At 37.3% G+C, this 23,733-nt stretch carries 23 protein-coding genes; 21 read left to right on the top strand and 2 right to left on the bottom strand.

Going from position 1 to position 23,733, the window contains the following annotated elements:
• The first annotated feature begins 83 nt into the window (after nucleotides 1-83).
• From def to spoVM, 10 genes are read left to right on the top strand one after another with little or no spacing between them, the layout of a single operon-like run.
• Nucleotides 84-578 carry a peptide deformylase gene (gene def / locus ACP3VS_RS01650; protein ID WP_031418961.1) on the top strand — a complete coding sequence of 165 codons (495 nt, stop codon included), beginning with the start codon at nucleotides 84-86 and terminating at the stop codon, nucleotides 576-578.
• Between the two features lies 1 nt (nucleotide 579).
• A complete protein-coding gene (gene fmt / locus ACP3VS_RS01645) occupies nucleotides 580-1,521 on the top strand; it encodes a methionyl-tRNA formyltransferase (protein ID WP_012293208.1) in 942 nt (313 codons plus the stop codon).
• Nucleotides 1,518-2,879: a 16S rRNA (cytosine(967)-C(5))-methyltransferase RsmB gene (rsmB, locus tag ACP3VS_RS01640; protein WP_198694724.1), complete on the top strand. Its 1,362-nt coding sequence runs from the start codon at nucleotides 1,518-1,520 to the stop codon at nucleotides 2,877-2,879. The genes fmt and rsmB overlap by 4 nt, the downstream gene beginning before the upstream one ends.
• Complete coding sequence (rlmN, locus tag ACP3VS_RS01635) at nucleotides 2,879-4,021, top strand: 23S rRNA (adenine(2503)-C(2))-methyltransferase RlmN (RefSeq protein ID WP_012293210.1); 1,143 nt, start codon at nucleotides 2,879-2,881, stop codon at nucleotides 4,019-4,021. The genes rsmB and rlmN overlap by 1 nt, the downstream gene beginning before the upstream one ends.
• Before the next feature lie 6 nt (nucleotides 4,022-4,027).
• Nucleotides 4,028-4,777, top strand: a complete 750-nt coding sequence (locus tag ACP3VS_RS01630; RefSeq protein WP_031418963.1) for a Stp1/IreP family PP2C-type Ser/Thr phosphatase — start codon at nucleotides 4,028-4,030, stop codon at nucleotides 4,775-4,777.
• Between the two features lie 2 nt (nucleotides 4,778-4,779).
• On the top strand, nucleotides 4,780-6,768 hold the full coding sequence (pknB, locus tag ACP3VS_RS01625; RefSeq protein WP_031418964.1) for a Stk1 family PASTA domain-containing Ser/Thr kinase: 1,989 nt from the start codon (nucleotides 4,780-4,782) through the stop codon (nucleotides 6,766-6,768).
• Between the two features lie 11 nt (nucleotides 6,769-6,779).
• On the top strand, nucleotides 6,780-7,664 hold the full coding sequence (gene rsgA, locus ACP3VS_RS01620; protein ID WP_012293213.1) for a ribosome small subunit-dependent GTPase A: 885 nt from the start codon (nucleotides 6,780-6,782) through the stop codon (nucleotides 7,662-7,664).
• A 2-nt stretch (nucleotides 7,665-7,666) separates the two neighbouring features.
• Nucleotides 7,667-8,335, top strand: coding sequence for a ribulose-phosphate 3-epimerase (rpe, locus tag ACP3VS_RS01615; protein ID WP_012293214.1), 669 nt, complete (start codon nucleotides 7,667-7,669; stop codon nucleotides 8,333-8,335).
• On the top strand, nucleotides 8,332-8,985 hold the full coding sequence (locus tag ACP3VS_RS01610; RefSeq protein ID WP_036214930.1) for a thiamine diphosphokinase: 654 nt from the start codon (nucleotides 8,332-8,334) through the stop codon (nucleotides 8,983-8,985). The genes rpe and ACP3VS_RS01610 overlap by 4 nt, the downstream gene beginning before the upstream one ends.
• Nucleotides 8,986-9,003: 18 nt before the next feature.
• Entirely contained in the window at nucleotides 9,004-9,105 is a 102-nt protein-coding gene (gene spoVM, locus ACP3VS_RS01605; protein WP_099805045.1) for a stage V sporulation protein SpoVM, read from the top strand.
• Between the two features lie 119 nt (nucleotides 9,106-9,224).
• Here spoVM and rpmB read toward each other — a convergent pair whose 3' ends face one another.
• A complete protein-coding gene (gene rpmB, locus ACP3VS_RS01600) occupies nucleotides 9,225-9,413 on the bottom strand; it encodes a 50S ribosomal protein L28 (protein ID WP_004227417.1) in 189 nt (62 codons plus the stop codon).
• A gap of 187 nt (nucleotides 9,414-9,600) precedes the next feature.
• Nucleotides 9,601-10,344 (bottom strand): IclR family transcriptional regulator, encoded by a 744-nt coding sequence (locus ACP3VS_RS01595; protein ID WP_031418966.1) that lies wholly within the window; start codon nucleotides 10,342-10,344, stop codon nucleotides 9,601-9,603.
• Nucleotides 10,345-10,649: 305 nt separating this feature from the next.
• Between ACP3VS_RS01595 and ACP3VS_RS01590 the strand changes: the two genes are divergently transcribed.
• From ACP3VS_RS01590 to ACP3VS_RS01540, 11 genes are all read left to right on the top strand, one after another.
• Complete coding sequence (locus ACP3VS_RS01590; protein WP_031418967.1) at nucleotides 10,650-11,522, top strand: dimethylarginine dimethylaminohydrolase family protein; 873 nt, start codon at nucleotides 10,650-10,652, stop codon at nucleotides 11,520-11,522.
• A 16-nt stretch (nucleotides 11,523-11,538) separates the two neighbouring features.
• On the top strand, nucleotides 11,539-12,300 hold the full coding sequence (locus ACP3VS_RS01585) for a dimethylarginine dimethylaminohydrolase family protein (RefSeq protein ID WP_031418968.1): 762 nt from the start codon (nucleotides 11,539-11,541) through the stop codon (nucleotides 12,298-12,300).
• 110 nt (nucleotides 12,301-12,410) lie between these two features.
• The gene (locus ACP3VS_RS01580; RefSeq protein WP_012293219.1) at nucleotides 12,411-13,838 is read left to right on the top strand and encodes an amino acid permease; all 1,428 of its coding nucleotides are present in this window, start codon (nucleotides 12,411-12,413) and stop codon (nucleotides 13,836-13,838) included.
• A 37-nt stretch (nucleotides 13,839-13,875) separates the two neighbouring features.
• Complete coding sequence (locus ACP3VS_RS01575) at nucleotides 13,876-15,480, top strand: M20/M25/M40 family metallo-hydrolase (protein WP_012293220.1); 1,605 nt, start codon at nucleotides 13,876-13,878, stop codon at nucleotides 15,478-15,480.
• 383 nt (nucleotides 15,481-15,863) lie between these two features.
• Nucleotides 15,864-16,223 (top strand): Asp23/Gls24 family envelope stress response protein, encoded by a 360-nt coding sequence (locus ACP3VS_RS01570; RefSeq protein ID WP_012293221.1) that lies wholly within the window; start codon nucleotides 15,864-15,866, stop codon nucleotides 16,221-16,223.
• An 18-nt stretch (nucleotides 16,224-16,241) separates the two neighbouring features.
• Nucleotides 16,242-17,891, top strand: coding sequence for a DAK2 domain-containing protein (locus ACP3VS_RS01565; protein WP_012293222.1), 1,650 nt, complete (start codon nucleotides 16,242-16,244; stop codon nucleotides 17,889-17,891).
• A 352-nt stretch (nucleotides 17,892-18,243) separates the two neighbouring features.
• Complete coding sequence (gene sdaAB, locus ACP3VS_RS01560) at nucleotides 18,244-18,906, top strand: L-serine ammonia-lyase, iron-sulfur-dependent subunit beta (protein ID WP_031418969.1); 663 nt, start codon at nucleotides 18,244-18,246, stop codon at nucleotides 18,904-18,906.
• A gap of 14 nt (nucleotides 18,907-18,920) precedes the next feature.
• On the top strand, nucleotides 18,921-19,829 hold the full coding sequence (sdaAA, locus tag ACP3VS_RS01555) for an L-serine ammonia-lyase, iron-sulfur-dependent, subunit alpha (protein ID WP_012293225.1): 909 nt from the start codon (nucleotides 18,921-18,923) through the stop codon (nucleotides 19,827-19,829).
• A gap of 162 nt (nucleotides 19,830-19,991) precedes the next feature.
• Nucleotides 19,992-20,852: a LysR family transcriptional regulator gene (locus ACP3VS_RS01550; protein WP_012293226.1), complete on the top strand. Its 861-nt coding sequence runs from the start codon at nucleotides 19,992-19,994 to the stop codon at nucleotides 20,850-20,852.
• 285 nt (nucleotides 20,853-21,137) lie between these two features.
• On the top strand, nucleotides 21,138-22,541 hold the full coding sequence (locus ACP3VS_RS01545; RefSeq protein WP_426388320.1) for a YfcC family protein: 1,404 nt from the start codon (nucleotides 21,138-21,140) through the stop codon (nucleotides 22,539-22,541).
• Between the two features lie 12 nt (nucleotides 22,542-22,553).
• Nucleotides 22,554-23,705: a M20 metallopeptidase family protein gene (locus tag ACP3VS_RS01540; protein WP_031418971.1), complete on the top strand. Its 1,152-nt coding sequence runs from the start codon at nucleotides 22,554-22,556 to the stop codon at nucleotides 23,703-23,705.
• The last annotated feature ends 28 nt before the right edge of the window (nucleotides 23,706-23,733 follow it).

The following is a 23,733-nucleotide window of genomic DNA, read 5'->3' as shown; positions in this document are numbered from 1 at the left end:
TTAAACACAGTTTTACGAGCATATGTCTAACAAATAAATAAAATGGTATGGCTCTAGCTAAAAGCAGAAATGAGGATATAATAATGGCAATAAAAAAAGTAATCGAACACCCAGCACAAGTACTTTCAACACCATGTGCAGAAGTAACCGAAATAAATGATGAACTCATTACATTACTGGATGATTTATATGACACTATGGTTGAATATGATGGTGTTGGCATTGCTGCACCGCAAATTGATATAGGGTTACGAGTAGCGATTGTAGAATTAGGTGAGGAACGCGATATTTTAGAAATGATTAATCCAACTGTTATTGAAACGGATGGAGCGGAAATAGATATTGAAGGTTGCTTGAGTTTCCCAGGATTATATGGTGAGGTTGAACGCCCAAGCTATGTAAAAATTGAAGCTTGTGACCGTGAAGGACGTGTCTATGAATTAGAAGCAGGGGGCTTTGATGCTAGAGCAATTTTACATGAAATTGATCATTTAGATGGCGTGCTATTTGATTCAAAAATCCAACGCGTTCTAACAGCAGAAGAGCTTGAAGAAATGTATGCAGAAGAGGAGGAATAAAATGACTTCGATTATTTTTATGGGGACACCTGACTTCTCCGCACCCATTTTGCGTATGCTACATGAAGAGGGGTACGATATTAAAGCAGTGGTGACACAACCTGATCGACCTGTAGGACGTAAACGTATATTGACACCACCACCTGTTAAGGCCGCAGCATTAGAGCTAGGATTACCTATTATACAACCAGAAAAACTACGTGGATCTGAGGAACTACAACAAATTCTTTCGTTACAGCCAGATATAGTCATTACCGCTGCATTTGGACAAATATTACCGAAAGAACTTTTGGATGCTCCTTCACTTGGCTGTATTAATGTCCATGCTTCATTATTACCAAAATATCGTGGAGGCGCTCCTATACACCAAGCTATTATAGATGGTGAAAAAGAAACTGGCGTAACAATCATGTATATGGCAGAAAAGCTTGATGCCGGTGATATTATTTCACAAAGAGCTATCCCTATTGAACTAGATGATCATACGGGTAGAGTTTTTGATAAGCTAAGTATGGTTGGTCGAGATTTATTAAAGGACACACTTCCATCTATTATTAATAGAACAAATAACCGCACTGTACAAGATGAAACGCAAGTTACCTTTGCGAGCAATATTTCGAGAGAACAGGAACGTATTGATTGGACAAATGACGCCACAACTCTTTACAATCAAGTACGCGGGCTTCATCCATGGCCTGTAGCTTATACCACTTTTGAAGATGGTAATTTTAAAGTATGGTGGGCGACTATAGGCAAAAGCAAGCATGATACTATTCCTGGTACTGTTGTTGCAATTGCGAAAGACCATTTTGAAGTGGCGGCAGGCAATGGGACAACATTGGCATTATATGATGTACAACCTGCAGGTAAAAAGCGCATGACAGCTGAGGAATATTTACGTGGTACAGGTTCTAAATTACAGATTGGGGACCAATTTAAATGAGTAAAAAAAGTGTAGTTATTTGGGATGGAAATGTGCGAGACGCCGCACTATCTATTCTGTTAGCCGTTGATAAAAATCAAGCCTATAGCAATTTACTTCTCAATGAAACCATTAAACGACATAAGATAGAGGCGAAGGATCGCGCTTTATTAACAGAATTAACATATGGTACATTGCAACATAAAATGACACTTGATTATTACTTAGAGCCTTTTATCCGTGGCTCTATAGATCATTGGGTTCGTTGGTTATTACGAATATCTTTATATCAAATGCAATATTTAACGCGTATCCCAGCGCATGCTGCTGTTAATGAGGCAGTAGAAATTGCGAAGCGCCGAGGGCATCGCGGTATTGCATCGACAGTCAATGGTATTTTAAGATCTGTCTTGCGTCAAGGTGTCCCTTCTATAAATGATATAGAAAATCCTATTGAGCGTCTGGCTATTGAAACAAGTCATCCTATTTGGCTAGTACAACGTTTTGTTAATAACTATGGTTTAGAAGTAGCTACAGGTATGTTACATGAAAATAATGTACCACCTATACAAACTGTTCGTGTCAATACAACGAAGGTAACTGTTGAGCAAGCTGTGGCGGAACTCGAAGAAGAAGGTTTAACAGCGAAACAAAGCGACGTTATCCCAGAATGTCTACACGTAACAAATGGTCAACCTGCCCGTACCAATGCATTTAAAGAGGGGCATATTACTATTCAAGATGAGAGTTCAATGATACCAGCCAATGTTCTAAAACCTTCCCCTGGTATGCGTGTTTTGGATATGTGTGCGGCACCAGGCGGTAAAACAACACATCTAGCTGAAATCATGAAAAATGAAGGCTCTATTTTAGCAACAGACCTTCATCCACATAAATTAGATTTAATCGACCATAATACAGAACGTCTAGGGCTAGATATTATTGAAACAGCTCCAATTGATGGACGCAAAGCTCCTGAATTTTTACAAGCTGAGTCGTATGACGCCATTTTAGTGGATGCACCATGTAGTGGACTAGGGGTTATGCGACGTAAACCTGATATTAAATATACGAAGCGAGAAGAAGATTTAGAAAATCTTCAAACAATCCAACTAGCATTATTGGATGCAGCGACAAAAGTATTGAAGATAAAGGGTAAGCTTGTGTACAGTACATGTACAGTCGATAAGCAAGAAAATGAGGGCACAGTAAATGCCTTTTTAGCAGCGCATCCAGAAATGGAAGCGATACAACTAGAATCTTTACCAACAAAATTAGCGGAAAAGCAAGCTAATGGCATGCTTCAAGTCTTTCCACAAGACTTTGGCAGTGACGGTTTCTTCGTTGCCGCCTTTCGTAAAAAAGGAGAATCCAACTAATGGTGGATCAAAAGAAATTTAATGAACGTATCAACGATTTAGTTGAAGAAGCAGAAGAAAAGCCCGTTCGACGTGCGAAAAAGGAAAAACCAAATTTAAAAGAATCCATTTATTCTTTCCAACCACATCAATTAGAGGATTGGTTAAAGGAAAATGGAGAAAAACCTTTCCGTGCGGCACAGATTTTTGATTGGTTATATAATAAACGTGTTAAGACATTTGAAGAAATGTCAAACCTTTCGAAGGGATTAAGGGACAAGCTAGCTGCAAATTTTGCATTATCTACCTTGTCAACAATTATTAAGCAAGAGTCTAAAGATGGTACCATTAAGTTTTTATTTCAATTACAGGATGGTTACTCTATAGAAACGGTATTAATGCGTCATGAATACGGAAACTCTGTTTGTGTGACAACACAGGTAGGATGCCGTATTGGCTGTACATTTTGCGCCTCAACCTTAGGTGGTTTGAAGCGACATTTATTGGCTGGGGAAATTGTAGAGCAAGTTGTAAAAGTGCAGCAAACTTTAGATGAGGTAAATGAGCGAGTATCACATATTGTTATTATGGGGATTGGTGAACCTTTCGATAACTATGATGCTATGATGAACTTCTTAAAAGTGATCAATCATGAAAAAGGGTTAAATATTGGTGCACGTCACATTACGGTATCCACATCAGGAATCGTTCCAAAAATTTATCAGTTTGCTGATGAACAATTACAAATTAACTTTGCGGTTTCTTTACATGCACCAAATCAAGAGGCTCGTCAAAAGCTTATGCCAATTGCGCGTGCCTATAAATTAGATGAGTTAATGGAAGCTGTTCGATACTATACTAAAAAAACTGGTAGACGTGTGAGTTTTGAATATGGATTAATGTCTGGTGAAAATGATTCAGTAGAAATTGCAGAGGAGCTATCTGCTTTAATTAAAGGAATTAAATGCCATGTTAACTTAATTCCTGTTAACTATGTACCAGAACGTGATTATGTTCGTACGTCTCGTAGCCAAATTTTTGCGTTTGAAAAAACCTTAAAGAAAAATGGGATAAACGTAACGATCCGCCGAGAGCAAGGTTCTGATATTGCAGCAGCGTGTGGTCAATTACGTGCGCAAGAGAGATCTGAAGAAACGAGGTGACCGGTGTTGGAATACACAGTCGAAAGTGATATTGGTTTAAAACGATCCATTAATGAAGACCGTGCTGCATTATTTAAACGTCCTGACGGGCTTGCACTAGCACTTGTGGCGGACGGCATGGGTGGTCATAATGCTGGAGATGTAGCAAGTGATATGGCAATAAAACAGATGGAGACCTTTTTTTTACAGGCAGACGCACATCATTTTGAATCAACAACATCAAAGAAAGAATGGTTATTACAAACAGTAAAGCAATTGAATAAAAATATTTATGACTATTCTTTATCACACGAAGACTGTAAAGGAATGGGCACGACGTTTATTGCAGTGTTAATAGAAGAACATCATTGTTTCATTGCACATGTTGGTGATAGTCGTGTGTATTATTTCTTTGAAGATGGTGCACAACAAATAACAAGGGATCATTCTTATGTTAATGTACTGGTTGAAAATGGAGAAATTAGTGAAGAGGAAGCTTTGACGCATCCAAAGAAAAATTTTATCTTAAAAGCTGTTGGTACAGAGGAAGCAATTGAACCAGATTTTTATGAAGTAGAGTTGGCATCAAATTCGTATTTACTCATTTGTTCAGATGGATTAAGTAATAAACTAACTGTCTATGAAATGGCTTCAATCATTACGTATCCCGAACCTATAATGGAAAAAGGACGTAAACTTGTAGAATTAGCAAATGCTAGCGGGGGAGAAGATAATATCTCCCTCGTGCTGCTAACTAAAAAGGATGAGGAGGTGTAAGAATGCTTGTAGGTAAAAGAATTAGTGACCGTTATAAGATTTTAGAACTCATTGGTGGCGGGGGTATGTCCAATGTCTATTTAGCTCATGATATGATATTAAATCGGGATGTGGCCATAAAAATATTACGCTATGATTTTTCCAATGAGGATGAATTACATCGACGTTTTCAACGTGAGGCACTGTCTGCTACAAGTCTTACACATCCTAATATTGTTAGTGTTTATGATGTAGGTGACGATGGTGATCTACACTATATTGTGATGGAATATGTTCAAGGAAAAACTTTAAAGCAGTACATACAAGAATTTGCACCAATTTCACCAGCTAGAAGTGTGCATATTATGAAGCAATTAACGTCTGCTATTGCTAATGCCCATGAAAATCATATTATTCATCGTGATATTAAACCACAAAATATTTTGATGGATGCAGAGGGTAATGTAAAAATAACTGATTTTGGAATTGCCATGACGTTAAGTGCTACATCCTTTACACAAACGAATTCTGTATTAGGGACAGTGCATTACTTATCACCAGAGCAAGCTAGGGGCGGTACAGCTACAAATCAATCTGACATATATGCACTGGGTATAGTATTGTATGAATTATTAACAGGTGAATTACCTTTTTCTGGGGAGTCAGCTGTTTCTATTGCACTTAAGCATTTACAAGCAGAAACACCTTCTGTTCGTGCTTTTGATGGAACCATTCCACAAAGCTTAGAAAATGTAGTACTTAAGGCAACAGCCAAAGCAGCTTCCCATCGCTATAATACAGTGGAAGAAATGTATGAAGATTTGGAAACCGTATTATCATCTTCCCGAATAAATGAACCAAAGTTTGTCATACCAGTGGATAATGATGCGACAAAAGCTATTCCAATTATTAAAGAGGAAGTTTTAAAGAAAGATGAAGATTTAACTAAAACAAGGGTCATTGAACCTATTGTGGACTATACATCTCCAGCTCAGGCGCAACCTAAAAAACCTGTAGAAAAACCTATTCCTGCTAAAGCAAAGAAGAAAAAGTGGCCTAAGTTTGTGGCAGGATTATTGATAGCAGTAATTATCATCTTCTTATTCTTCATATTCGCAGCAGATTTATTTAGCCCGAAAAAAATAGCTGTCCCGGATGTGACAAATTTGACTGTAGAGGATGCTACAAAAAAATTAGTGGCAGAGGGATTTGTGGTTGCTGAGGAGCACCAGGAGCGAAATCATGAAGACATTGAAAAGGGTCATGTCATTGAAACAGACCCAGAAAAAAATTCGATGCGAGCAAAAGGCTCAGAGATCGACCTAATTGTTAGTCTAGGCGTGGAGACAACGACCGTTGATAATTATGTGGGACAAAATTATAGTCAAGTAGAGGCTTTAATAAAAGGAAAGTATAAAGAAGTTAGAAAAGAGGAAGTTCCTTCTCGTGAACCTGAAGGTAGAATTATCGAGCAAAGTATTCCAGCTGATACAGAAGTGATAGCGAAAGAGGAAACAATGACCTTTAAAGTAAGTCAAGGAGTTCGAATGGTAAGGGTGGAAAGTGTTGTGAATTATACGAAAGCGGATATGGATAACTATGTCAATAGAGTGGGCCTCAATTGGCGTGTATCTCGTGAAGATTATCATGAGACGATTCCTGCTGGCAGTGTAATTTCACAATTGACAAAAGCTGGTACTATGGTGGAGGAAGGCTCTGTTATATCGGTTGTTATCAGTAAAGGACCAGCTAAAAAGCCTGAAAAACTTTTGCTTAAGCCCGTAGTCATTGAGTATAAACCTAAAGAAGAGGGTGTACCTCAAAAAGTTCGCATTGAAATTCAAGATAAAAATCATACATTTTCTGAACCAGTTACAGAGTTGGAAATTTTAAATGATACGCCTTACAATATACAGCTTGTTATTGAAGAAGGCAAAGATGCGAGTTATAGAATTATCCGTGACTCAGAAATCATCTTAGAAGAAAAAGTTAACTATAATGATGTCAATTAAGGAGGAATTGGATGGCTCAAGGCCAAATAAGAAAAGCATTAAGTGGTTATTATTATGTTTATGACGGTCATCAGCTTATTCAATGTCGAGGACGTGGGGTCTTTCGCAATCGCGGAGAATCCCCGCTTGTCGGTGATATTGTAGAATATTCTTTGGAAACAGAAGGATCGGATGGGACCATTCAAAAGATTTTAGAACGTCAAAATGAATTGGTTCGGCCACCAATTGCCAATATTGATCAAGGTATTTTAGTGTTTTCTGTAAAAGAGCCTAATTTCAATACCATATTACTCGATCGCTTTTTAGTTGTTTTAGAATCGTTCCATGTGCACCCTATTATTTGTCTAACAAAAATGGATTTGCTAGAAAATGACGAACGTACGGAATTACAGAGTTATATAACTGATTATGAAAATATGGGCTATACAGTTCTTCAAACTTACAAAGATGAAGAAGAATTGGTGGAAAGATTGCAGCCTATTTTAAAGGGAAAAACAACTGTCCTAGCAGGCCAATCTGGTGTTGGAAAATCAACATTGCTGAATACATTAATCCCCGAATTAAATTTAAAAACAGGTATTATCTCACAGAGCCTAGGGCGAGGAAAACATACAACACGTCACGTCGAATTGATTGAGGTCTGTGATGGTTTATTGGCCGATACTCCTGGATTCAGTTCGTTTGATTTTGATGAAATTGAGAAAGAAGAATTAGGCGCATGTTTTCCTGAAATAGCTAGAATGGCGGATCATTGTAAATTCAGAGGCTGTTTACACATGAAAGAGCCTAAATGTGCAGTTAAAGCGTCAGTAGAAGCAGGAGAAATTCGTGACTACCGCTATAAACATTACGAACAATTTATGCAAGAAATTATGGATCGAAAGCCGAGGTATTAAGGATGATACAAATAGCACCATCAATTTTAGCAGCTAATTTTGCGAAATTAGGAGAAGAAGTAAAGGAAGTAGAGCAAGCGGGTGCAAAGCTAATTCATATAGATGTGATGGATGGCCATTTTGTGCCGAATATTTCATTTGGCTCAATCGTATTAGATGCTATCCGTCCATTAACAGATTTACCATTAGATGTACATTTAATGATTGAAAACCCAGATCAGTATATTGAACAGTTTGCTCAAGCTGGAGCAGACTATATTACGGTGCATGCTGAAGCATGTCGTCATTTACATCGAACAATCCAATTAATCCGTTCGTATGGTATAAAGGCGGGGGTTGTATTAAATCCACATACACCAATCGAATCTATTCAGCATGTCCTAGAAGATATCGATATGGTATTATTAATGACTGTCAATCCAGGGTTTGGCGGACAAAAATTCATTCATTCGGTTGTGCCTAAAATTGAGGCTTTATCAACACTGATTAAAGAGCGTGGGTTGGACATCGCTATTGAAATTGACGGTGGAATTACAGCAGAAACGATTGTTCCATGTGCACAGGCAGGGGCGACGATTTTTGTGGCAGGGTCAGCCATCTATAGTAAAGAGGATCGAACAGCTGCACTTCAGGAAATTTTAGCGGCTGGTGAGGCAGCGATTAAAGGATGACGACAGTCGTTGTTTGTGCAGGTGGTCCAAAACAAGAACTATGCTCGCTCACATCGCTTCAATCACAACGGGATGTAGTGTTTATTGGTGCAGATCGAGGGGCTTTGTATTTAATAGAGCAGGGTATTACGCCACATGCAATTGTTGGTGATTTTGATTCATTATCAGATGAAGAATATCAGTTGGTGTTGGCACAGACAAATGATCAGCAACGTTTTAAGGAAGAGAAAAATGAAACAGATACAGATTTAGCCTTGCTTAAAGCATTTACGTTTGCACCTCAAGAAATTATTTTGACAGGTGTTACTGGAGGGCGTTTAGATCATTACGAGGCAGCTGTTCGCTCTATTTATCGTTTACAAAAAGAGCATCCACACATTGTATTCAAGATTATTAATCATACAAATATGTTGCAATTTTTATTGCCGGGTACACATGCTATTTATGCAGATAGCCGATACCGTTACTTATCCTTCTTTGCACATGAAGAGCCTATTAAAGATGTGACATTAAGGCAAGTAAAATATGAAACAACGAAAGAAGAAATCACTTTAGGTACATCGCGATTTACAAGTAATGAAATAATAGGAACTTCAGGGTCTATATCTTTCTCAAGAGGCATATGTTTAATGATAAGAAGCATAGATTAGCGTAAGGGGGAGAGAGTCCTGAAAGTATATACGTTCCAATTGCCGAAATTTGTTAGTAGTATCACGCGCACATGTATTAACCTATTTAAAAAAGATAAGAAAGTAAAAAAATCCGACTAAAAGTAGTCGGATTTTTTCATTCTTTGCTATATGTAGATTTTTATGCAGTTAATCATTCTATAACAAAAGAAAAAAATCGATTTACGCTCAAAGCGAAATCGATTTTTTAGAAGCGTCGATTAAACGCGCTCGATTTTACCTGATTTTAATGCACGAGCAGAAACCCATACACGTTTTGGTTTACCGTCAACTAAGATACGAACTTTTTGAAGGTTAGCACCCCAAGTACGTTTGTTAGCGTTCATAGCGTGGGAACGGTTGTTACCAGTACGAGCTTTACGTCCTGTGATTACACATTGTTTTGGCATGTTGTATTCCCTCCTTACTGTTGATGCTGAAAGATTATTATATTTCAGTTCGGTATTTCACATACCATAATAATTTAACATACGATGGCGCTCAGTGCAACAGTTTTCACATAACCTTTCAAGAAAAAAACCTTTACAGGCAAAATTGGTGAACAAAAATAGATTTTCTTTGAAAGAATCAGTTCTTCTAATCTTTTCCTCGATAACCAAGTTTCAGTGAGACGCGTTTTCCAGTATTAACTAAACGTTCAATGAGTGTTTGAACGTGCTCTTGCGAAACATTGAAGCTAACGAAACCGATGCTAACTGCTCCTACGACTTCACCAAAACCATCTAAAACGGAAACGGCAATGGAAGAAGTACCAGCTGTTCGTTCTCCGTGACTAATCGCATAACCTTGTTGTCGAATTTGACGAAGCTGTTCCTCCAACTCAGGTATTTCATCTTGTGTTACTAGCTGATCTAATATTTCTTTCGAGTGTGAGGGAGACATAGAGGCAAGAATAGCTTTATTAGCTGCTCCGATATGTAGTGGTATACGAATACCCAATTGGTCATAAATACGAATCGGATTAGCAGCACTATCTATTCTTTCAATAATAATCGTATCTAAACCTGCTGGCTTACTTAAATATACACTTTCCTCAACATCTCTTGCTAATCGCTCTAACTCTGGTCGGATTTTGCTAATATAATCCATCGTATCGTAGACTTGCAAACCGAGTTCCATCCAAATGGTACCGAGTCGATAATGTTTGGTTTGTTCATCTTGCTCAATCATTCCTTGGTTAATCATCGCTTTTAAAATTCTATGTAAAGTACTTAGAGGTAAATCACATTTTGTTGAAAGCTCTGAAATGGACAAGCTACTGTCATTTGCTTCAGAAGCTAAAACCTTCGCAATAGTCATAGCTCGCTCTAATAATTGCATTTGTCCTACCTCCTTTTCTCCTATTTTATTTTTATTCTCCATCTACGTCTAGTTCCAATCTTACTGGGCCCCTGAGGTACTATGAAAAGTCAAACTTCATTCAATAAATAATTTTAAGACAAAAAGAATGGGAATTGAAAATTCCGACCAAATACAGCAGAGCCTTCTTAGTAGTTTGAGAAGAAAGTGAAAAATAAAAAGTTTTCTAAATATATTGACAGTATAACATAAAACGCATATATTTTTCATATAAACTTTCCTCTTAACGGAAACGTTTTCCACTACACGGAAAAGGAGTGAAGGGAATGCATTATTGCTCATCAATGTATACACCTTTAAAACACGTCATAGTAAAACATCCAAAAGATGCTTTCCGAAGCCAGAAACATCTTAGTGATGAATGGAAAACTTTTAACTACTTATCTGAGCCCAACTTTGAAGAAGCATTAAAGGAATATGCAGAGTTTGTTGAGATTCTTAAAAAGTATGTTGACACAATTGATTATCTACCATTGTCAGACGAGGTGGGGCTAGATTCGCTTTATGCCCATGATCCAGTAAAATTCACGCCAAAGGGTGCCATTTTATTAAAGTCTGGAAAAAAATTAAGACAGCCAGAGGCTTCCATCTACAAAGCATTTTTACAGGACAAGGGTATTTCAATAATTGGAGAACTCACTGGCGATGCAGTAGCAGATGGTGGAGACATTGTTTGGTTAGATGATCGAACACTTGCTGTCGGTAGGGGATATCGAACAAATGATGAAGCCATTCGTCAGCTAAAAGAAATGACAGCTGAAATGGTAGATGAATTTATTGTTGTCCAGCTACCACATGATTTAGGTGAAGCTGAATGCTTACATCTAATGTCTTTCATTAGTATGGTTGATAAAGATTTAGCTGTTGTACATTCCCGTTTAATGCCTGTATTTTTCCGCCAATTGCTAGTGGAAAGAGGTATTCAGTTAGTGGAAGTTCCAAAGGATGAATACGATACACTTGGCTGTAATGTGTTAGCGCTTGCACCACGAGTTTGTGTTATTCCTGAAGGAAACACGGTCACAAAACAGCAACTGATTCAAGCTGGTGCAACAGTTTTTGAATATAAAGGTCATCAAATTTCTGTGTTAGGAACAGGCGGCCCTACATGTCTGACTTGTCCAGTAATAAGAGCATAAAAGGAGAGAAAAGAATATGTTTAAAAATGTTATTGTTAAAAATCCAGGAAATAGTTTTGTAAACGGTTTAACAACTAGTGATTTAGGAAAACCAATTTTAGAAAAATTATATGAACAGCATGAAAAGTATGTAGAGGCTTTAAAAAAATGTGGGGTAGAGGTAACACAATTACCAGTAAATGAGGCATTTCCTGACTCAACATTTGTAGAGGATACGGCTGTTTTAACACCAGAATTTGCTATCATTTCAAATCCAGGGGCTGCTGCTCGTAACCGTGAAATTGAAGATATCGAACCTGCTGTAAAGCAATTCTACGATAAAATTTATTATATAAAAGGATCTGGAACGCTTGATGGAGGAGATGTATTACAGGCTGAAAAGAAATTTTATGTAGGAATTTCAGATCGTACAAATGAAGAAGGGGCTCAACAATTTAAGGAAATCGTTGAACAAGAGGGCTATGAGGCGACGATTATCCCATTAAAAGAATTCTTCCATTTAAAAACTGGTATTGCTTATGTAGGAGACAATCGTATGGTGCTAGCTGGTGAGTTCGTGGATCATCCGGCATTTGAATCCTATGAAAAAATTATCATTCCAAAGGAAGATGAATACTCTGCTAACTGTATCCAAGTCAATGATTATATTATTATTCCAGCTGGATACCCAGAAACAAATCGCAAATTACTTGACCTAGGTTATCAAACGATTGAACTAGAGATGTCCGAATTTAGAAAACATGATGGTGGCTTAAGCTGCCTATCATTACGTTTTTAAGTAGGACTGCTTAACCCAATCAATTTAAAAGAGATAAATTGATTGGGTACTTTGGTTGTTTATATATCAGAATATTCTATAAATTCACAATATATGGGAGGGTTAAATGGATGTTGGATAATGGGGATCAATTTCACAATCAACAACTAAACCGTTCGATGAAAAGTCGTCACTTATTAATGCTTTCTCTAGGGGGAGTTATCGGAACAGGGTTATTTTTAAATGTTGGCTATACCATTAATCAAGCGGGCCCAGGTGGAGCACTAATTGGCTATTTATTCGGTGGGTTAATTTTATTTATGGTCATGAATTGTCTAGGGGAATTAGCTGTTTACATGCCTGTTACCGGTTCCTTTCAAACATATGCTACACGTTTTATTAGCCCCTCAGCTGGATTTTCATTGGGCTGGATGTACTTTGTCGGGTCAGCGGCGACAGCGGGTGTTGAGTTTACAGCTGCTGGAATTTTAATGCAGCATTGGTTTCCAGATATACCTATTTGGATATGGTGTGCTGTATTTATGGTTCTTTTATTTGTCTTAAATGCTTTAACTACAAAGGGGTTTGCTGAAGCAGAATTTTGGTTTGCGAGTATTAAAGTAATCGCAGTTATTGCCTTTATCATCATAGGTGGGGCTGCTATTTTTGGCTTGATACCTTTAGCAGATCGTCCAACACCTCATTTGACAAATTTAGCACCGTCTGGCTTATTCCCAGCGGGTATTTCCATTATTTTTGTCACGATGATGAATGTTATTTTTTCTTATCAAGGGTCAGAGCTTGTGGGAATTGCAGCTGGTGAAACCGAAAATCCTGAAAAAAATATACCAAGAGCTATTCGGACAATTCTTTTTAGAATTATAGTTTTTTATATTGCTTCTATTATCGTATTATCAGCCATCTTCCCATCCTCAGAGCTTGGTCTAATGGAGAGTCCATTTGTGACGTTGATGCATATAGCTGGTGTTCCCTATGCAGCAGGTATTATGAATTTTGTTATTTTAACCGCAATCCTATCTGTCGGTAATTCATGTTTGTATGCGTCAACTCGTTTACTGTTCTCTATGTCACATGAGGGAATGGCACCAAAATTATTTGGGCGTCTTACTAAAAATAAAGTACCTCTAAATGCACTAATCTTTACGATGGCTTTCTCACTATTATCATTATTAACAAGTGTGATGGAAGCAGATGCGGTATTTGTTTTATTAATGTCGGTTGCAGGAATATCTGTCACGATTTCATGGATGGGCATTTGTGCTTCTCAATTAATGTTCCGCTATCGTTATATAAAGTCTGGTGGAAATTTGGCAGATTTAAAATTTAAAACACCATTATTTCCGTTAATACCTATATTTTGTATTTTCTTTTGCTTAGTAATTCTGATTTTTTTAGCATTTGATCCAACCCAAAGAATTGGCCTATTGTATGGCATTGGCTTTTTTATTGCCTGTATGATTTTTTATCGATTGAAATTAAAAAAAGCATCTAATGCTACTACAGACACCAAAAATGAAGAGTCATCAGATATTCGTTAAAAACCCTCTAACGAGTTCGATTTAAAGGAGAATTTTTATGGAAAATTACATGTGGAATACCCCAGAAAAACTGCGAGCACTACTATGTGAAATTGTTAGCTGGGATAGTAGAACATTGACTGAGGGGGAAAATGAATTTGCCTATAAATTGAAAAATAAACTGTTAGCGCTTCCATATTTTACTCAGCACCCTGAGTTTATCGAATTGCATGAGGCAGGTCTTGGAAGAAACGCTGTAACTGCTTTATATAAACATCCTACAGCAATCGATACAGTAGTGCTAATAAGTCATTTCGATACAGTGCATACTGAGGAATATGGTGAGTTAGAGCCTCTAGCTTTTTTCCCTGAGGAATTGACTAAAAAGCTAATGGAGCATAAATACAAAAAGGATTTACCAGAAGCCGCTAAAATTGATTTGGAATCAGGTAATTATTTGTTTGGTCGTGGCACAATGGATATGAAAATGGGACTGGCATTACACATGCAGCTAATTGAAAAGGCAAGCTTCGAGCAATGGCCCATTAATTTAATTTTAACTGCGGTCCCAGATGAAGAAGTGAATTCAGCGGGAATGAGAGCCGCGGTTGTAGAGCTTGTAAGAATACGTGAACAGTATGATTTAACGTACCAATTATTTTTAAATAGTGAACCGTCCTTTTCACAAGGACCCGCTGATACAAATGAATATATTTATTCAGGCACTATTGGTAAGATTATGCCTGCTGCTCTATTTTATGGCAAAGAAACACATGTCGGTGAGCCTTTAAAGGGAATGACAGCTAATTTTATTGCTTCTTATATGACACAGCATATGGAGTGGAATCCTCTTTTCCGCGAAACAGATTTAGGAGAGAGCACACCACTTCCGGTATCTTTACAGCTAAAAGACTTGAAAATGGAATACTCTACACAAACACCATATCGTGCTGCTGCTCTTTATAATGTATTTTTATTAAAACGTACAGCAGCAGAAGTAATGGATATATTTGAAAAGGTCGCATTCCAAGCAATGTCGGCTTGTAACGAACAGTATTTGCAAATCTGTAAACGAGAAAAAGTACAAGGTGTGGGGACAGTCAACGTATTACGATATGAAGCTCTCTTAGAACATGCCGTCCGGAAACTGGGGGCTGAAGAAGTCGATTCTATCAAATCTCAAGTTCTTAAGCAAAGTACATGGGATGACCGTGAAAAGTCAATTCGTATCGTTGATCAGCTCATGATACGTTGTCAGGAATTAGCACCAGCCACTGTTCTGTTATATGCACCACCTTATTACCCGGCTATTAATTCATCCAATCATCCACTTGTTGTAAAATCGATTGAATTAATGAAGAAAACAGCGCAAACATTCGACATTGAAGTGCAGCAAATACATTATTTTAACGGGATTTGTGATTTAAGCTATGTGAACTATACAGATGAATCAGATGAATGGTTAGCCTTCGAGCGTAATACACCTGTATGGGGGAATACGTATAATATTCCATTTAAAGAAATGACCGCATTACAAGGACCGGTTTTAAATGTAGGACCATTTGGAAAGGATGCACACCAAAAAACAGAAAGATTACATGTAGATAGTGCCTTTAAAGAAATGCCTATTATGATAGATACTCTTATAAAAAGCTTATTTTAATTAAATACAATAAAAAGTTGATGCTTTTATAGTATCAGCTTTTTTTATTTCTAGTATTGACTTGTCATGTTCATGCTGAAAAAAATCTATATTGGAAGTAAATATAAGGAGATGCTCACATAGGCATGTGTCATGGTAAGATTTTGAGATATGAGGGTAAATAAATAGGCTGTGAACTTGCTGATCGAGCGTTATATTTCATAAAACAAATTGGTGAAAATAAATTTAATTGGAAGAAGACCATTTTCGATGAATCCACAAATACGTCGATTTAAAGTCACAAAACGTTGCTACATAGCCTTTCTTTACCCCCTTAGGTTGCTTAAATTACAACGAAAGTGTTACAATATACTTTAGTCAAAAAGAGCCAAGGGGGCATTTCTATGTCAATTGAGTTAAACAATGAATTCGGCCAAATTGATATTTCAACAGATGTACTTGCACAAATTGCTGGTGGTGCTGCTGTAGAATGCTACGGGATTGTTGGCATGGCATCTAAACATCAAATTCGTGATGGTCTAACTGATATTTTACGTAAAGAAAACTTCACAAAAGGTGTTGTGATTCGACAACAAGACGACGATTTACATATTGATATGTACATTATTGTTAGTTACGGGACAAAAATTTCGGAAGTTGCTTACCAAGTACAGTCGAAAGTGAAATATACAGTAGATAAAACATTGGGTATGAGCGTAAAATCTGTCAATATCTTTGTACAGGGCGTTCGTGTAGCGAATTAAGAGGAGGAACTAAATCGAATGCAGTCTTTAGACGGTATAAAGTTTGCAGAAATGGTACAAATGGGTGCGCATCACCTATACCAAAATGCAAATTATGTAGATTCATTAAATGTTTTCCCAGTACCAGATGGTGACACAGGGACAAATATGAACTTATCGATGACATCTGGAGCAAAGGAAACGGAGCTTTCTGCTTCAGAGCATATCGGTAAAACGGCACAGGCCTTATCAAAAGGTTTATTAATGGGAGCCCGTGGAAATTCTGGTGTAATCCTATCACAATTATTCCGTGGATTTGGAAAATTCATTGAAAAAGAAGCGACAATTGATGCGAAAGGTTTTGCTAGTGCCTTCCAAGCTGGTGTAGATACAGCATATAAAGCCGTTATGAAACCTGTCGAAGGAACAATACTGACAGTTGCTCGAGAAGCGGCAAAAAAAGGTGTGGAAGTGGCAGAAACTGAAACCGATATCATTGCAGTTATGGAAGCTTTTACTGCAGAGGCAAAGGCATCATTAGATCGTACACCTGATTTATTACCTGTTTTAAAAGAGGTAGGGGTTGTCGATAGTGGTGGCCAAGGCTTATTGTTTGTCTATGAAGGATTTTTAGCTTCTTTAAAAGGCGAGCCTCTCCCAGAGAAAAATAATGCGACATTAGATGACCTAATCAATGCCGAGCATCATAGAGCTCAAGACTTTATGAACACTGAAGATATTGAATTTGGCTATTGTACAGAAATAATGGTGCGCTTAGAAGATGGGAAAGAGCCATTTAATGAGGAGCAATTCCGTCAAGAATTAAGTCCTTTAGGAGATTCGTTACTTGTTATTTCTGATGAAGAAATTGCCAAGGTTCATATCCATTCTGAGCAGCCAGGTTCTGTTTTATCAATTGGACAAAAATATGGTAGTCTGATGAAAATAAAAGTCGATAATATGCGTGAGCAACACTCAGCTATCGTTGGTGAAGAGCATAAGGCACCTATGACAACGAAAAAAATAGAGAAACATCCATATGCTATTGTAACAATTGCGATGGGCGAGGGTGTTGCAGGATTATTGCGTTCTATTGGTGCGTCTTATGTCATTGAAGGCGGGCAAACGATGAACCCCTCAACAGAAGATATCGTGAAAGCGGTACAAGAAATTGGTGCAGAAAAAGTTTTAATCCTCCCAAATAATAAAAATATTGTGATGGCTGCAGAGCAAGCTGTAGAGCTGTTAGAAATTGAAGCAGCAGTTGTCCCAACGAAGACAATTCCTCAAGGTATGGCTGCGATTTTAGCATTTAATCCAGAAGCAGCCGTTGACCTAAACAAGAAGTCGATGACTGAAGCATTTGCAAATGTAAAGACTGGTCAAGTAACTTATGCTGTGCGTGATACATCTATTGATGGTGTTGAAATCCATAAAGATGATTTTATGGCGTTAGCAGAAGGGAAAATTGTCCTTTCTACACCAGCTTTAAAAGATGCAGCTGAAAAAGTAATCATCGATTTAGTTGATGAGGATGCAGAAATTGTCACAGTTATTTATGGAGAGGATACAACTGAACAAGATGCTACAGAGCTAGTAGCATTCATTGAGAAGAACTATCCAGACGTAGAAGTTGAATTATTTGATGGAAAACAAGGGTTATATCCATATATTATTTCAGTAGAATAATTACATGCTACTTTGCTATCCCGTAAAGAAAGCAGTGCACAAAATGTGTACTGCTTTTGTTTATGCTACAAAGAAAGTGATGTCTCTGTTTAGTCGGAAACATACGTACTATTCATAGTTGAATGTACGTATCTAGAAGATATAAAAATTGGAAATATTGGAATATCAACGGTTTTTGTTGTATGTGCACAGGGTATGGACAATGTATAACATATCTAGTTTGGCCACAAATTATAGTAGTGGTAATTTTCTGAAAGCTGACAAATTAAATACTTTACTTTTGTAGTAACTATCAAGCATGATATAAGTAAATATAAATATTATTATAGGAATAGAATAGAGGGGTGTTTGTATGAAATTTACTTCGGTTTTTGATATTATTGGACCAGTGATGATTGGGCCTTCCTCCTCTCATACGGCAGGTGCGGCTCGTATCGGACGAGTTGCAAGGGATTTATTTGGTAGACAACCTAAATGGGCGAAAATTCATTTATATGGTTCGTTCGCAGAAACGTATAGAGGGCATGGGACAGATGTTGCCATCGTTGGGGGCTTATTGAACTACGACACATTTGATGATCGTATTAAAACGGCATTTGAAGATGCAGAAAAAGCAGGATTGGAATATGAATTTATTCCAGAAACAGCTAATACTGAGCATCCAAATACGGCACGTCTAGTTATTGGAGACGATGAAGGTGAAATGTCTGTTGTCGGGATTTCTATTGGCGGCGGTAAAATAGAAGTAAGTGAAGTAAATGGCTTTAAATTACGTTTAACAGGTGGCATGCCGGCGATTCTTGTTGTACATGACGATCGTGCTGGCTGCATAGCAAACGTAGCCAATTGCTTAGCGATGCACGAGGTTAATATTGGACATATGGAAGTATCACGTATAGAACGTGGTTTAACAGCTTTAATGGTTATTGAAGTCGATCAAAATATTGAGGAAAAAGTGCTACAGCAGATTTCGTTAATTCCATATATTACAAAAGTATCTAAAATTAATAATTAAGGGGGTGTCCCAGAATGGACGTTTTATTTCATAATGTTCGGGAGCTTGTGGAACGAGCAGAACAGGAAGATAAATTAATATCAGAAATTATGATTGAGCAGGAAATATTGATAACTGGCAGAACAAGAGAAGAAATTATTCAACAAATGGATCGAAACCTAACCGTGATGGAAGAAGCGGTTGAACGTGGATTAAAGGGTGTACAATCCGTTACAGGTTTAACTGGTGGGGACGCCGTGTTACTTCAAAATTACATTGCACAAGGAAAATCACTTTCGGGGGATTTATTATTAGATGCAGTAAGTAAAGCAGTTGCAACCAATGAAGTCAATGCAGCAATGGGAACAATTTGTGCAACGCCGACAGCAGGTTCCGCAGGGGTTGTACCAGGTACTCTTTTTGCGGTGAAAAATAAACTGAATCCAACTCGTGAGCAAATGATTCGTTATTTATTTACATCTGGTGCATTTGGCTTTGTTGTGGCTAATAATGCTTCCATCTCAGGTGCTGAAGGTGGCTGCCAGGCAGAGGTTGGTTCAGCGGCAGGTATGGCAGCGGCAGCTATTGTTGAGATGGCTGGAGGAACACCACAACAATGTTCAGAAGCATTTGCGATTACGTTAAAAAATATGCTGGGCCTTGTTTGTGATCCTGTAGCAGGTTTAGTGGAAGTACCTTGTGTTAAACGTAATGCAATGGGCGCTGCCAATTCTCTTGTAGCCGCAGATATGGCGCTAGCAGGTGTCACAAGCCGAATTCCATGTGATGAAGTAATTGGAGCGATGTATCGCATTGGACAATCTATGAGTCCAAACCTGAAAGAGACAGCACGCGGTGGTTTAGCGGCAACTCCAACAGGTAAGGCTATTAGTAAAGCCATTCTCGAAAATGGTGGATTACAAAGTATTAAAGCTATCCAATAAAAACATGAAAAACATGCTATCCCAACAGGTAGCATGTTTTTATGTTGGTTGATAACGTAATGGAAAGAAAAACCCTCTTACGTACATAGTCGATTTAAGTATAATTAAATTTTAATAAGGGAAATGTATGTATCTTAATTTATAGCAGGGACGTGAATAGAGATGGATTTACGTAATTTGAAAACGTTTCATGTTGTTTCAACTTACCTCAACTTTACAAAAGCGGCTCAAATTTTAAATTATAGCCAGCCTACAATTAGCCAACAAATTAAAGCGTTAGAGGAAGAATTAGGACATATCTTAATTAATCGAATAGGCAAGAAAATGTTTCTTTCTCAAGTAGGAAAAATAGTAAAGGAACATACAAATCAATTATTTGGGATTATAGAGGAAATGGAACAGGATTTAAAGAATTTCGAAAAGCCATTTGGCCATTTGACAATTGCTGCGCCAGAATTTTATTGTGGCTATTATTTATCCCATATTATCGGCTCGTATTTAAAACAATATCCCCAGGTAAACCTAAAACTTCTTTGTGCCAATAGTAAAGAAACTGCGAAACTTGTGAGTTCAAATCAAGCAGATATAGGTTTTGTAGCTGGATACCCGAGTTACGCTGGCGTAGAGGGGATTTTATTGGAGGAAGAGGATTTGGTATTAGTTGGAAATCCTTTTATTATAAAGGATCATACTGTTCAGGAAATATTCGATGATTATCCCTTTATAACCTATGGTATGGATGACTGTATTGTCAGTTGCCTTCAAGAAATTCAGTGTAAGCCCCAAACGATAGTGGAATTTGGAAGCGAGGAAGCGATAAAGAGAGCAGTAATGGAACAAGTGGGTCTAGCCTTGCTGAGTGATCTCATTATACAAAAAGAGGTAAGTAAAGGGAGTCTTCAAGTTCTTTACCGATTCCCTAAAAAGTTACCTACTTATTTAATCTATCCTCAAAATGCTAAAACATTTAGTAATGTAAGTACTTTTATTGATTTAGTTAAAGATACATGGAAAACAATTTAAATGATTTGTATATGAAAAGAATGTTGCAACCTGGTGAAATCGCAGGAATGTAACATTTTTTTATTTGTAATTTTTTTGATGTATCCCGATGAATTTATATGTAAATTTATCAATAGTAACTATTCGAAATAGTAATTTTTTATTTATTTTTTTATCTATTACAATGAATAAGACGGAAATTTCAAAAAAAGGGGATGGCTTTTTATGTTGGAGAGATACGATATGCATTGATAGTGGTAATAAAAATTTGTTTTTAATCAATGATTCAACGAAGGAGGATGGTGGATGAGTAAATTTATAGCTAATAAAGAAATTGAGCAACAAAAAGGAATTAATGTTTATGTGTTAATCTTTTGCCTTATTGTTGTAGCATCTATTTTAACGTATTTTATCCCAGCTGGTTCATTTCAACGGGAAGAAGTTAATGGACGTCAAGTGATTCAACCGGGAACATTTAGTTTTACAGAGATGAACCCCATTGGATTTTTAGATATTTTTAGTAGCGTACATTCTGGCATGATGCAAGGAGCAAGTATTATTTTCTTCGTATTGATTGTAGGAGGTACCTTTGGAATACTTTCAGCCACAGGCGCATTGGAATCCTTTATCGCCATGCTATCTGTAAAAATGGCTAAACGTGAAATGTTAATAATACCAGTATTGATGTTGTTTTTCGCCTGTGCTGGGTCATTAATGGGGATGTCTGATGAAACGATTGTGTACGTAGGAATTCTTGCACCGCTGGCTGTTGCCTTAGGTTTTGATGCAATTACGGGTTTTGCTATTGTTATTTTAGGTGCATCTGTCGGATTTTCGGCAGCTGTTATGAATCCGTTTACAGTAGGAATAGCACAAGAAATTGCGGGCTTGCCTTTATTTTCAGGGATTGCTTTTCGAATTGTCATATTTATTGTCTTATATACAGTAGCAACAATATATGTTTATCGATATGCAAAGAAAGTGAAAAATAATCCTGAAATTGGATTTTATGGAAATTCCAGAAATGATGAGAGTGGTTTTGTACAGGGGAATTCAAAAATGGAAATAAGACATAAGCTTGTTATGGCTACATTTCTTTTGAATTTTATCGTATTGATGTATGGGGTTGTAAAACTAGGGTGGTACATTACTGAAATAGCCGGTTTATTTTTATTGTTTGGTATTTTAATGGGGCTTATTGGCAAACTATCACCTTCACATATTGCTAATTCATTTATGAAGGGTGCAGGAGACTTAGTGGGTGGCGCTCTTATCATTGGGTTAGCTCAGTCTATTTTAGTGATTTTCAATAACTCAGGGTTAATTGATACAATCCTATTTTACACGTCTGCATTGCTTGATTCAGTTCCACCTGCACTAAATGCAGTAGGGATGTTTATCTTCCAGTTACTTTTAAATTTTTTAGTACCATCCGGTAGTGGACAGGCTGCCTTAACAATGCCGATTATGGCGCCTTTATCAGATATGATTGGCGTTACAAGACAAACAGCAGTACTTGCCTATCAATTTGGAGATGGTATGTCGAATATTATATTCCCAACTGTAGGTTTTTTAATGGCGGGATTATCAATAGCGGGTATTCCTTGGGGGAAATGGATAAAATGGATTTTTCCGTTTATGCTTATTCAAATAACAGTAGCTGTTATATCGCTTATTATAGCACAAGTCATACAATACGGACCTTTCTAAAGGAGTTTAACAATGGAAATAATGAATATAAAAAAATTAGCAGAAAAAGCAATAGAGGATCGCCGTCATCTGCACCAATACCCAGAGCTTTCGGGTCAGGAATACGAAACAAGTGAGTTTATTCGCCAAAGACTAGAGGAATTAGATATAGAAATTCTAGATTACGAACCTCCAGGTGTAGTGGCATTTATAAAAGGGACAAATGGATCAAAAACTATTGCATTACGTGCTGATATAGATGCATTACCTATAGTAGAAGAGGGGGATAAACCATATATCTCCAACAAGCAGGGTGTTGCTCATATGTGTGGCCATGACGGTCATACTGCAATTTTATTAGCAGTTGCTGCATGGATAAGCTTGAATAGAGAAAAAATCGAGCCGAATATTAAGCTTATATTTCAATCAGCAGAGGAAATCACCCCAAGTGGTGCTGATTTATTAATTCAAAAAGGTGTGTTGGAAGATGTAGAGGCTATTTTTGGCATTCACTTATGGCAAGGTTTAGAGAAAGGGAAGATGGGACTAACACATGGACCAATGATGGCTTCTATTGATGATTTTGAAATTATAATTCAAGGATATGGTGGTCATGGATCAATGCCACATGAAACAATTGATCCTATTTATATAGCGAGCCATTTAATGCAGGCTTTTCAAAGTATCATAAGTAGAAATGTTAATCCTATTGATGCGGGTGTCATTACAGTAGGTAATATTCAAGCTGGAACCACTTATAATATTATTCCTGATACGGCAAAATTAACCGGAACAATCAGAGCTTTGACACCGAACACTGTAAAAATTATAAAAACGAAAATGGTAAGTTTAACAGAAGGAATTTGTCGAGCATTTGGAGCAGAGGGCAAAATCGATTTTATTTTAGGAACACCTCCGCTCGTCAATGATTCGACACAATCGCGATTTATTGAATCGATTGTACGTGAACAATTTGGAGATACCGCATTTAAGGTAGTCGAACCAGTCATGGGTGGAGAAGACTTTTCTTATTATTTACAACATAAGCCTGGAGCATTTGTTTTTGTAGGTATGGGGGGGGAAAAAAGCCAATATCCACATCATCATCCACGATTTGATTTAGATGAAGATGTTTTTCCTAATGCGATTCAATTATTTATAAATATTATCTTGCAACATAAATAATCAAACTATTTATACGAAAAGGAGTTTT

The sequence above is a fragment of the Lysinibacillus sp. VIII_CA genome, from assembly GCF_049943995.1.
Classification (GTDB): Bacteria; Bacillota; Bacilli; order Bacillales_A; family Planococcaceae; genus Lysinibacillus; species Lysinibacillus pinottii.
This window is presented reverse-complemented; position numbering and strand designations above follow the sequence as displayed.

Coding starts and splice junctions, on each gene's coding strand:
- def (WP_031418961.1), top strand. CDS start 84: ATGGCAATAAAAAAAGTAATCGAACACCCAGCACAAGTACTTTCAACA.
- fmt (WP_012293208.1), top strand. CDS start 580: ATGACTTCGATTATTTTTATGGGGACACCTGACTTCTCCGCACCCATT.
- rsmB (WP_198694724.1), top strand. CDS start 1,518: ATGAGTAAAAAAAGTGTAGTTATTTGGGATGGAAATGTGCGAGACGCC.
- rlmN (WP_012293210.1), top strand. CDS start 2,879: ATGGTGGATCAAAAGAAATTTAATGAACGTATCAACGATTTAGTTGAA.
- pknB (WP_031418964.1), top strand. CDS start 4,780: ATGCTTGTAGGTAAAAGAATTAGTGACCGTTATAAGATTTTAGAACTC.
- rsgA (WP_012293213.1), top strand. CDS start 6,780: ATGGCTCAAGGCCAAATAAGAAAAGCATTAAGTGGTTATTATTATGTT.
- rpe (WP_012293214.1), top strand. CDS start 7,667: ATGATACAAATAGCACCATCAATTTTAGCAGCTAATTTTGCGAAATTA.
- ACP3VS_RS01610 (WP_036214930.1), top strand. CDS start 8,332: ATGACGACAGTCGTTGTTTGTGCAGGTGGTCCAAAACAAGAACTATGC.
- rpmB (WP_004227417.1), bottom strand. CDS start 9,413: ATGCCAAAACAATGTGTAATCACAGGACGTAAAGCTCGTACTGGTAAC.
- ACP3VS_RS01595 (WP_031418966.1), bottom strand. CDS start 10,344: ATGCAATTATTAGAGCGAGCTATGACTATTGCGAAGGTTTTAGCTTCT.
- ACP3VS_RS01590 (WP_031418967.1), top strand. CDS start 10,650: ATGCATTATTGCTCATCAATGTATACACCTTTAAAACACGTCATAGTA.
- ACP3VS_RS01585 (WP_031418968.1), top strand. CDS start 11,539: ATGTTTAAAAATGTTATTGTTAAAAATCCAGGAAATAGTTTTGTAAAC.
- ACP3VS_RS01580 (WP_012293219.1), top strand. CDS start 12,411: ATGTTGGATAATGGGGATCAATTTCACAATCAACAACTAAACCGTTCG.
- ACP3VS_RS01575 (WP_012293220.1), top strand. CDS start 13,876: ATGGAAAATTACATGTGGAATACCCCAGAAAAACTGCGAGCACTACTA.
- ACP3VS_RS01570 (WP_012293221.1), top strand. CDS start 15,864: ATGTCAATTGAGTTAAACAATGAATTCGGCCAAATTGATATTTCAACA.
- ACP3VS_RS01565 (WP_012293222.1), top strand. CDS start 16,242: ATGCAGTCTTTAGACGGTATAAAGTTTGCAGAAATGGTACAAATGGGT.
- sdaAB (WP_031418969.1), top strand. CDS start 18,244: ATGAAATTTACTTCGGTTTTTGATATTATTGGACCAGTGATGATTGGG.
- sdaAA (WP_012293225.1), top strand. CDS start 18,921: ATGGACGTTTTATTTCATAATGTTCGGGAGCTTGTGGAACGAGCAGAA.
- ACP3VS_RS01550 (WP_012293226.1), top strand. CDS start 19,992: ATGGATTTACGTAATTTGAAAACGTTTCATGTTGTTTCAACTTACCTC.
- ACP3VS_RS01545 (WP_426388320.1), top strand. CDS start 21,138: ATGAGTAAATTTATAGCTAATAAAGAAATTGAGCAACAAAAAGGAATT.
- ACP3VS_RS01540 (WP_031418971.1), top strand. CDS start 22,554: ATGGAAATAATGAATATAAAAAAATTAGCAGAAAAAGCAATAGAGGAT.